Source organism: Anaerotruncus sp. 80 (assembly GCF_009936115.1).
In the GTDB taxonomy this organism is placed as follows: Bacteria; Bacillota; Clostridia; order Peptostreptococcales; family Anaerovoracaceae; genus Senimuribacter; species Senimuribacter intestinalis.
On sequence record NZ_QWES01000048.1, the window covers coordinates 1 to 8,922 of the forward strand.

Sequence of the window (8,922 nt, forward strand, 5' to 3'; positions counted from 1 at the left end):
GTCATGCCACCTTCTTCAAAGCCATACCGCTCTGGCATGGCAAATTCTCCTTTTCCATAGATGTCGAAGGCTTTCGCTACGACTTCTACCATTTCCTTTGGTTGTACGACCTTGTCAATATCATTTTGATTGATAATTTTCATTTCTGTTACCTCCCCTATGATGATTTAAGCAAGGCACATGACCTGTGCCATGTGCCTTAACCTGTTATTTTTTCATGATAGCTTCGATTTCTTCTACCGTCTTTGGAATTCCTGCTGACAGAATTTCCACACCGGTTTCTGTAATCAGCACATCGTCCTCAATACGGATACCGAGACCCAAATCCTTCAGATACACACCCGGTTCTACGGTAAAAATCATACCTGGCTCGAAAATTCCTGCTTCACTCCCTACATCGTGGCACAAAAGTCCGATGCAGTGATCCGCTGGATTGGACGCCGCCCAGTTCTTGGCTGTCGTCATATTTACCGGCTGATTTTCATCGATCAGACCTGCTGCGCGAAGTTCTCGTCCAAGCATTTCTCTTGCTTCAGTATTGATACCTTGTCTTGATTTTCCCGGACCCATCCTAGCGATAATCATTTCTTGAGCTTTCAGCACGATGTTGTACCAGTGCTTCTGCTCTTCTGTGAATTTACCATTTACCGGAATGGTTCTGGTCACGTCGGAATTATAATACTCCCGATTAGTACCGATATCCATGAGCAAAAGGTCTCCGTCATTGAGTTTATCCGTATGTTCTTTATAGTGCAGTCTCGTGGCATTTTCTCCGCCCTGCAGACTTGCTATAATGTCGATGATACGGCTGCCTCTTTTGACCGCTTCAAAGTCAATGTAGGCTTCTGCCTCATATTCATACATACCCGGCTTGATATGCTTCATCACTGAAAGCATGCCTTCCCTTGTAATATCAATGGCCTCTTTTGTCAGCTTTATCTCAGCCTCGCTCTTGATTGCACGCATCTGATAGATTTCCTCGGCAATATTTTCTATGCGCAGCGCAGGATAGCTTGCCCTAAGCTGTGAAAAGAGTCTGTTTGCCTCAGTATCAGGCTGCAGTGCCTGATTGGCGCTGCCGGTATAGACCTTTGATACCGGAAAACACATAAAATGCACCATGAGCACCTGCTCTTTGAAATCTTCTGTGAAGCCGACAACTCTGATTCCTGAAAGCTCCGTATAGTAGTCCGGCTGCTTTTCAGGTCCAAAGTAAGTTTTGTCGTAGCTGCTGCTGTGAGGAACAAATAGCTGTTCCATAAGTGCCGACCCGTTTTTCATCATAACCAGAATACATCCCGGTACATCAATTCCTGTCAGATAGTAGAAGTTCCGGTCCACCTCGAAAGGATAGTCGATTTCATTCCATTGGGGCGTTGGCTCTCCTGAAAAAAGCAGCATAGGATATCCCGGTTCTAATTTTTCAGAAAGTTGCTTTCTTCGGTTTGCATATTCTTCTCTTGTAATACTCATGCAGATTTCTTCCTCTCTTCAATCTCTTTTCTCATCTGCGGTACTTTCTTTTCGTTCTTGATAATCAAAATTGCAAATACCAATGAAATAACTGTAGCAATTCCCGGAATTAAAGTGTTCTCTGCCATCCACATAGATAATACACTGTCAGCCTGCTGCTCAGCTCCCTGCACGTAAGGAACCAGCAGAAGCAGATATCCTGCAATCGGTCCGCCAATTGCCATGCCGATTTTATAGGAAACTGAGAATCCGCTCATCAGAATGGCTTCGTTGTCAACACCTGTTTTCCATTCGCCATATACTTTTGCGTCAAAGATGTTAAGAATGATTGTCATTGCAACCAGGCCGCTGCCAAATCCGCTGATAATCCAGCCTGCATTCATAATCAGCATGCTGCTGTCCTGCAAAATGAACCTGAACAGATATCCGGCAGATGCCATCAGGCAGCCGATAGCAGCCGTTCCGGCATTTCCAAATTTTTTAATAAAAATCTGCATCAGGAAGATTCCTGCGAATGAAGAAATGGTTGTCATGTTGGAATACGCCAGATACATTGCATCTGTCATACCCGCATGATTATACTGGAAATAGAACGGCATAGAAGACTGTGCCAGTGAATCTCCCAGCAGCAGGAACATGTACAGTCCGATGCAGCACAGCCACGGCCAGTTCTTCATCAGTGCCTGTAAAACTTCCTTTACAGATGCCTTTGACTGTTCAATGTTCTCTACGGTTTCAGTTTCATATGGATCCGCATCGTAGCCCTTTGTTCCAAAATACACAACCAGATGACCAATCATATACAGAACACCGAAAACCATACCCATATACATAAAGCCTTTTTGCATATCTGCTCCGCCAAAAATGCCAACCAGTTTCATGGTAAAACCTGTTACGAAGTAAGTGCCCGCCATGCCGATGAAACCTGCAAGCTGGGTAATCTGCGCTCTTTCCTGACGGTCGATTGTGATTCTGCCAAGAAGAGTATTCATCGGAATCAAAAGTACGGTACTTGCCATGCCCTGCAGCACGTAGGTAACCGCTACCCAAACTGCCTTGCCTGTACTTGAAAATCCCGGCATAAAGAATGTCAGCGCCAAAATAATACCTGCTGGAACAGAGAAGTATTTCAGCCAGATACGGCACTTCCCCTCTTTTGAATGGGACTTATCTACAATAGCACCCATCATCGGATCATTGATAATATCCCAAATCTTCGCTGCCAGAATGATGGTAGATGCGATTTTCGGATCTACACCGCAGATGTCTGTATAAAAGAATAATAAGTACGCTGCTGTACTAACAGCTAGAATGTTCTTCGAAAAAGCACCTGTTGCATAGCAGATTTTTACCTTCCAAGGCAGTCTGCCTGTCTGCAAAGTTTTATCTTCCATTGTTGTTCCTCCTTTTTCTTACACGGATACAATTTTCCCATATAATCCCCCTGTTAATCCGCCGCTTTTCAGGGCGAATTTCCCTTGCACTAAAACGTGCTCGATGCCGCAGGGCTGCATCTGCGGATGCAGAAAATCTTCCCTTGGATCCAGTTTTTCCCGGTTAAATACGACCAAATCGGCGGCTGCATCTTTTTCTAAAACGCCTCTGTCCTTCCAGCCAAGAATCCCCGCAGGAATTCCTGTCATCTGTGCAATGCGGTGTTCCAGCGTTCCCAAATCCGATTTCAAATACTTGACAAAGCCGCAGTAAGCGCCTGTCGATTTGCAGTTTTCCGGATAATCCCCTTCTGGAAAAGGCGCAGTGCTGTTATAATTTATCGGAGATACATCAAGTCCCACTGCCATGTCCTTTTGAGAGAGATAAACCTCCGATTCAGGGGAAATGCTGTTATCTGTCCACATGTTCCAGCAGACATATGGATCCATGGCAAGCAGCTTTAGCAGCACATCTACCACATCACACTTCCATTCATCACAAAGTGCTCCAATTGATTTTCCTATTACAGCTTTCTCACAGCAGGAAGTAATTACCATGCTGCGTCCAAATCCCGGCATCGTCTGCGGGTCAATGCGAGTCATCACGCTTGCCGAAGGGTGCCTTCCTGCTTTGATATCTGCCGCAACCATATTCCTGTAATTTCCCACTTTCAGTGCATCTGAAAAAGCTTTTAGACCACCTGCCTGCACTACATACGGCTGAAATCTTTGTCCAATCTTTGGATAGAAGTAATCACCTCCCGTATAGCTTACCAACGTATCATATGTAATGTGAGCCCCCATTTCCCGGTACTGCTGTATACATTTCAGCAAATCCTGTGCACATGCTGCGCTATCTTTTTCTGCTGCAAAAACCATAAACAGATGACTTAGATGCAGATGCACGCCTGTCTTTTTCGCAAGCTCCAGCATTTCCATAATGCCGTCTAACGGTTTGTGCTGCGGATTAAGTTTTCCAGCGCGTACCGGTCGCTGCTGCCAGTGAACTGCCAGAATTTTGCTCTTTTCTGCTACGCACTTTGCGATAGCCTCCAGTTCTTCATCATCTGCAAAAAATCCCGGTTCGTAGTCAAGTCCCAAAGAAATGCCAATGGCACCTTCCTCCATGGTTTTTTCACAAAGACGAAGGATTTCTTTGCGTTCCTGCTCTGTAGCTGTCCTTGCATAATCACAGCCCATCACCTGCAAACGGATTTGTCCATGACCCGCATAAGCCGCAAGATTTACGCCAGTACCTTGATTGATATGATCTGCATATTCTGCAAAGCTTTTCCAGTCCAAATCCTCGCCAAAAGTTTCCCGATACGCAGGTCTAAGCACTTCCGTTGGCAAAACCTGTACAAAGCCCGGATTGATACCGCCTATAGGCATCGGAAGAATCCTTGCAACGGCTCGCTCCTCAAAGGGAAACTGGCTATAAAAGGCTGGACAAGGGCTTGGGCTCATACCGCAATTTCCACCGACCACCGTAGTGATGCCCTGCCCGATCGCACTTTCCGCCTGCCTGTAGACCGGCAGCGTAAAATCTCCATGAGAATGTATATCTATAAAACCCGGCGCAACGAAAAGTCCGTCCGCATCTATGATTTCCCGCGCATTTGGTGTTTCACCGCCGATGTATGCAATTCTACCGTCTTTTACCGCTAAATTCGCATTTATTGCTGGCTTTCCAGTTCCGTCAATCAACATGCCGTTCTGAAACAAAATATCCATCATGTCCTTCATCGCTTCCTCCTTTCACTTTTATTCTATCTGAATATTGACAGAATTGGAAATACCGTTATATAATATGGTTATGCGCAAGACGCATAACAGAAGAAAGGAGCACGCCATGGAGCTTCAGCAAATCTATTACGTATTAGAAGTCGCTAAACATAAAAGTTTTTCCAAAGCAGCAGAAGCCTTATATGTTTCCCAGTCCTCCATCTCCCGGCGCATTCTTGCACTGGAGAAAGAGTTGAATGTCAGACTTTTCAAAAGGGATACTCACAGTGTGTCTTTAACCAAAGATGGCGAAGATTTTTGCCATTATGCGCAGACTGTCACTGATACCTTAAAAGCACTGCAGGATCATTTTCGTGCGACCAAAGATTACGCATCTGCACCATTAAGAATCGCTGTTTTTCCTTTTTATAAAATGTCAAACCTCAGGCAGCTGCTAAATGACTATATGGCAAGAACTCCGGAGTTATCCATTGACATCACAGTTTTAGACACCCATCCTGCTCTGGATCTGCTTGAAAAAGGCGAACTGGACTTTGCGTTTATCAAAGGTCCCATTCCGTCAAAAAGCAATTTAAGTTTTATCGAGCTCACGAAGGAATTTTCCTATCTTCTGACAAAAGAGGACTTCCTTCCCGGAATTACTTCGATTCATACGGATATGATTTCTGACCTGTCCCTTCATATCGGCAGAAAAAATACACCATCGCAGGCGCTTGCTGCCAACTATTTTCAGAATCATGGGATTTCCCTAAAAGAATCTCCCTACGACACCTACGACGCCGATATCATCCTGGATTTGGTGCGTTCTGCAAGTACAAATGTATTAGTTTCAGAATCCATTGCAAACAAGTGCACCGGCAATGGGATCAAAGCTATTCCCATCGATAAAGACTGTTCCATTGCATTGATGTCCACCTATCTGGTCTATCCGAAATCCAAAGGCAAAACGCTTCGCAGTGCACACACAGCTTTTCGCAGTTATATTTTAGATTCATTTCAAAACAATTAAAAAACGACTGCAAAATGATGCCAAATCGCATCTTTGCAGTCATTTTTCTATTCTAATCCTTATTCTGCTTTCTTCACCATGCACTCTTTCTTGTAAAATGCAATGGCATATTTGCTCACACGGGGATAACCTTCCGCCAGAAACGGCTTTGCGTACTGCTGTGCTTCAATCTGCGCAAGACCTTCATCGCATTTTGCCGCCATCTCCGCAACGCTTCCTGCTGCTTTCAATTCTAAGATAATGACCTGTCCTCTGCGGATAGCCTGGGTTTTCAGTATAATGTCCGGTCTGCCCGTTCCACTCTCACGATTGGACTGCACCATATACCGACCTGCATTCTTCAAAAGCCCTGTCAAAAATCCATGGTAATAGCTCTCCGCATAATCGAAGTAGCTGATAGTGTCCATCAGCTGCTGGCTGATGAAGTTCTCAGCCGCTTCGCAGTCGCCTTCTTCGAAAGCCCTAATGAGACTACTTCTATCCACATTTGCTATCTTTTGGTCGAACCATTCTTTGATGCTTTGTTCATAAATGGATGCAATCTCCTCGTTGGGAATCGCCATTTCAATATAGATATTCCGTTTCTCTATTCGCTGGCTTTTCATCTTTAGATATCCTGTGAAGAACAAAAAGTTCCACAGATTATCTTTCGATGTGTGAATATCTCCATAGGTTATTTCTTCATGAACCGGTTTTTCTATGGTGCCGCCTTCCATCAAAATCTCCAGCTCCTGGCGAGTCATATCGTCGGCATCCTCCACAAGTTCCTTTACAATTCCGTTGCTGGAAGTGTTGGACCAATAGGGTTTGGTTGAAATTTGATTACCCGACAGCACGCTTTTCGTATAGTTTAAAATGCTCCACGGATTGTAAATCTCTCTATTTCCAAAGAGATAACCGTCATACCAGTCCCTTGCCTCGCAAAACCTGTCAGAAAGGTCATAATAGGCAAGCATCTCCTGCACTTCTTCACCCGTAAAGCCAAAACAGCTGCTGTAATTCTCGCTGATAATGGAATGAATCTCTAAATTGTTCAGTCCTGTAAAAATGCTCTCCCTGCTGATTCTAAGGCATCCTGTCACTACGCCAAACTTCAGATAGGGATTGGTTTTCAGGGCGGACTCAAAGAGGGAGCGGATGAAGCCAATCATTTCATCGTAAAATCCACCGAAATATGCACACTCTAAAGGTACGTCGTATTCGTCAATGAGAATAATTGCTTCCTTCCCATGATATTTGTACAGGCACTCGGACAGAAATCGGATTGCGTCTGCATATAGAGAAGCATCTTCTCTTTCTTTTAGAAGCGCCTCGTATTTTTCCTGTGCGTTTCCGTTCATTTTTCCAGCAAGTACGTACTGATGTCTGGAAAACTCTGCAGCAATTTCCCGTTTTAACATAGTGTACGCCATTGCAAAGTCACTTTGTTTGGCTGATTTTAGCGATAAAGAAATCACAGGGTACTGCCCCATGTGCGCAAGATACTTTTCTCCGGAGCCCATGATAGCAAGCCCTTCAAAGAGATGGCGATTGTCTATCCTCTCACCTTCCGGCGTTCTCTCATCTTCAAAGAAACGGCGAAGCATGGAAAGATTCAGGGTTTTACCAAAACGGCGAGGTCTTGTGAGCAGCGTTACTTTACTGCCATCTAATATTTCCCGTATCATCTGTGTTTTATCTACAAAGTATAGATTGTTTTCTTTAATTTCTTTAAAATCCTCAAATCCAATGGGAATTCTCTTCTTATCCATCTTCGACTCACCTCTTTTTCTTCGTACCTATAGTATACATGAAAAACAGGAAAATCACAAGAGCCAATCAAATAAACTTATCATCTCTCACCTAATACATATCGGTTCAAGCAAATATTGATATGCAGCTAATGCCAAAGCCGCACTTCCAAGATGCATCTTATCCTCCTGAAAAATCGCTTTGGGGCTGTGATTAGGCGGCATATCTGTGCCTCCTACACCTAGAAGCATATACATTGTCGGGATTTTTTCCGCAACAAAGGCAAAATCCTCTGAAGCTGACCACGGCAATGTCGCCTGGCAAATTGTAAGTTCCTTCATTTCCTGCAGAAACGGCGCAATCTTTTCGCATAGTGCACTGCTATTTTTCAGTGCAGGCAGTGAATTCATCTTTGCTGTGCACTTCGTATCTGTTGAAATTGCTATGCCTTCCAAAAGTTTATAGATTCGATTCAAAATTCTCTGTCTATCCTTTTCGTCAAAGCAGCGCAAAGTTCCCTCCATCACTGCAGTCTGAGGAATAATATTTGACAATTCCCCTCCTTCAAAATGACCGATGGAGCAGGTTGCAGAATGAAACATGCTGCTTTCTCTAGCCACAATACCTTCTATCCCCTGATAGATTTGAACAGCAGCTTTAATCGGGTCCACTGTATATTCAAGAGCTGATCCATGTCCACCTTTTCCTTCTACCTGAATAGAAAAAAGATCCACCGATGAAAAAGCTGCGCCTGGTTTAAAAGACAGCACACCATTTTCTTGTGTTGTAACAACATGAATGCTGAACGCAGCTTCTATACTCGGATTTGAAAGCACACCATCTTTCAGCATCGCTTTTGCACCGCCCATGACCTCTTCGCCTGGCTGAAACATGAGCCTTACCGTGCCGCACAGCTTATCTTCGCAATCTTTTAGCAGTTTTGCTGTTCCAAGAAGCATTGCAGTATGTAAATCATGACCGCACATATGTGAAATCTTCCTCTGAGAACGAAATGGCAGATCATTTTCTTCTTCTACTTTTAATGCGTCCATATCTGCCCGGATTAGTACAGCGTGCTCACCTTTACCAATATCAGCAATAATCCCGCCACCACATGAAACCGGTGCATAGCCCATCTCCGTAAGACGCCTCTTTACATAAGATATGGTTTCCGGCAGTTCCATGCCAAATTCCGCATGGGAATGCAAATACCTGCGATCTTCTATAATTTGACCGCTGATTTCTTTTGCTCTTTCTTCAAAATTCATCAGTTTTATCCCTTCTTCCATTAAATTTCAACTTCTTTTCCGCATTTCATTGAAAACCCATCCTGCAGCGGATCATCCTCTTCCAGCAGAATGCTTCCCTTCCCCATTAGGTAGGCCCTGCTGTGAATGGTCGGTATCACCTGCCCTCTTTCTGTCTCTTCGATCGTCACAACAAACGGTATACTGGAAATCCCCCGGTTTTCAAGTTTCTTCCCCTCATGCAGTCTCCCTTTTCCATGAAGTACCGCTGCCAGCGCTGAAG

The 8,922-nt window shown here is 44.3% G+C and carries 7 protein-coding genes; 1 reads left to right on the forward strand and 6 read right to left on the reverse strand.

All coding sequences use genetic code 11. The annotated features are described in order from the left end of the window. Positions 1 to 207: 207 nt before the first annotated feature. From D1155_RS15230 to D1155_RS15240, 3 genes are read right to left on the reverse strand one after another with little or no spacing between them, the layout of a single operon-like run. The gene (locus D1155_RS15230) at positions 208 to 1,473 is read right to left on the reverse strand and encodes an aminopeptidase P N-terminal domain-containing protein (protein ID WP_160203264.1); all 1,266 of its coding nucleotides are present in this window, start codon (positions 1,471 to 1,473) and stop codon (positions 208 to 210) included. After that, positions 1,470 to 2,867 (reverse strand): glycoside-pentoside-hexuronide (GPH):cation symporter, encoded by a 1,398-nt coding sequence (locus D1155_RS15235; RefSeq protein ID WP_160203265.1) that lies wholly within the window; start codon positions 2,865 to 2,867, stop codon positions 1,470 to 1,472. Before D1155_RS15235 ends, D1155_RS15230 begins: the two co-directional genes overlap by 4 nt. 18 nt (positions 2,868 to 2,885) lie before the next feature. Continuing rightward, positions 2,886 to 4,652, reverse strand: a complete 1,767-nt coding sequence (locus D1155_RS15240) for an amidohydrolase family protein (RefSeq protein ID WP_160203266.1) — start codon at positions 4,650 to 4,652, stop codon at positions 2,886 to 2,888. Between the two features lie 106 nt (positions 4,653 to 4,758). Between D1155_RS15240 and D1155_RS15245 the strand changes: the two genes are divergently transcribed. After that, complete coding sequence (locus D1155_RS15245) at positions 4,759 to 5,661, forward strand: LysR family transcriptional regulator (protein WP_161909517.1); 903 nt, start codon at positions 4,759 to 4,761, stop codon at positions 5,659 to 5,661. 59 nt (positions 5,662 to 5,720) lie between these two features. On the opposite strand, the gene D1155_RS15250 is transcribed toward D1155_RS15245, so the two are convergent. The 3 genes from D1155_RS15250 to D1155_RS15260 all read right to left on the reverse strand — a co-directional run. Continuing rightward, complete coding sequence (locus D1155_RS15250) at positions 5,721 to 7,412, reverse strand: AAA family ATPase (protein WP_160203268.1); 1,692 nt, start codon at positions 7,410 to 7,412, stop codon at positions 5,721 to 5,723. 87 nt (positions 7,413 to 7,499) lie between these two features. Then, complete coding sequence (locus D1155_RS15255) at positions 7,500 to 8,681, reverse strand: M20 family metallopeptidase (RefSeq protein WP_160203269.1); 1,182 nt, start codon at positions 8,679 to 8,681, stop codon at positions 7,500 to 7,502. Continuing rightward, on the reverse strand, positions 8,681 to 8,922 hold a 242-nt coding region (locus D1155_RS15260; RefSeq protein ID WP_160203270.1), incomplete at its 5' end, for a proline racemase family protein. The genes D1155_RS15255 and D1155_RS15260, both read right to left, overlap by 1 nt.

Coding starts and splice junctions, on each gene's coding strand:
- D1155_RS15230 (WP_160203264.1), bottom strand. CDS start 1,473: ATGAGTATTACAAGAGAAGAATATGCAAACCGAAGAAAGCAACTTTCT.
- D1155_RS15235 (WP_160203265.1), bottom strand. CDS start 2,867: ATGGAAGATAAAACTTTGCAGACAGGCAGACTGCCTTGGAAGGTAAAA.
- D1155_RS15240 (WP_160203266.1), bottom strand. CDS start 4,652: ATGAAGGACATGATGGATATTTTGTTTCAGAACGGCATGTTGATTGAC.
- D1155_RS15245 (WP_161909517.1), top strand. CDS start 4,759: ATGGAGCTTCAGCAAATCTATTACGTATTAGAAGTCGCTAAACATAAA.
- D1155_RS15250 (WP_160203268.1), bottom strand. CDS start 7,412: ATGGATAAGAAGAGAATTCCCATTGGATTTGAGGATTTTAAAGAAATT.
- D1155_RS15255 (WP_160203269.1), bottom strand. CDS start 8,681: ATGGAAGAAGGGATAAAACTGATGAATTTTGAAGAAAGAGCAAAAGAA.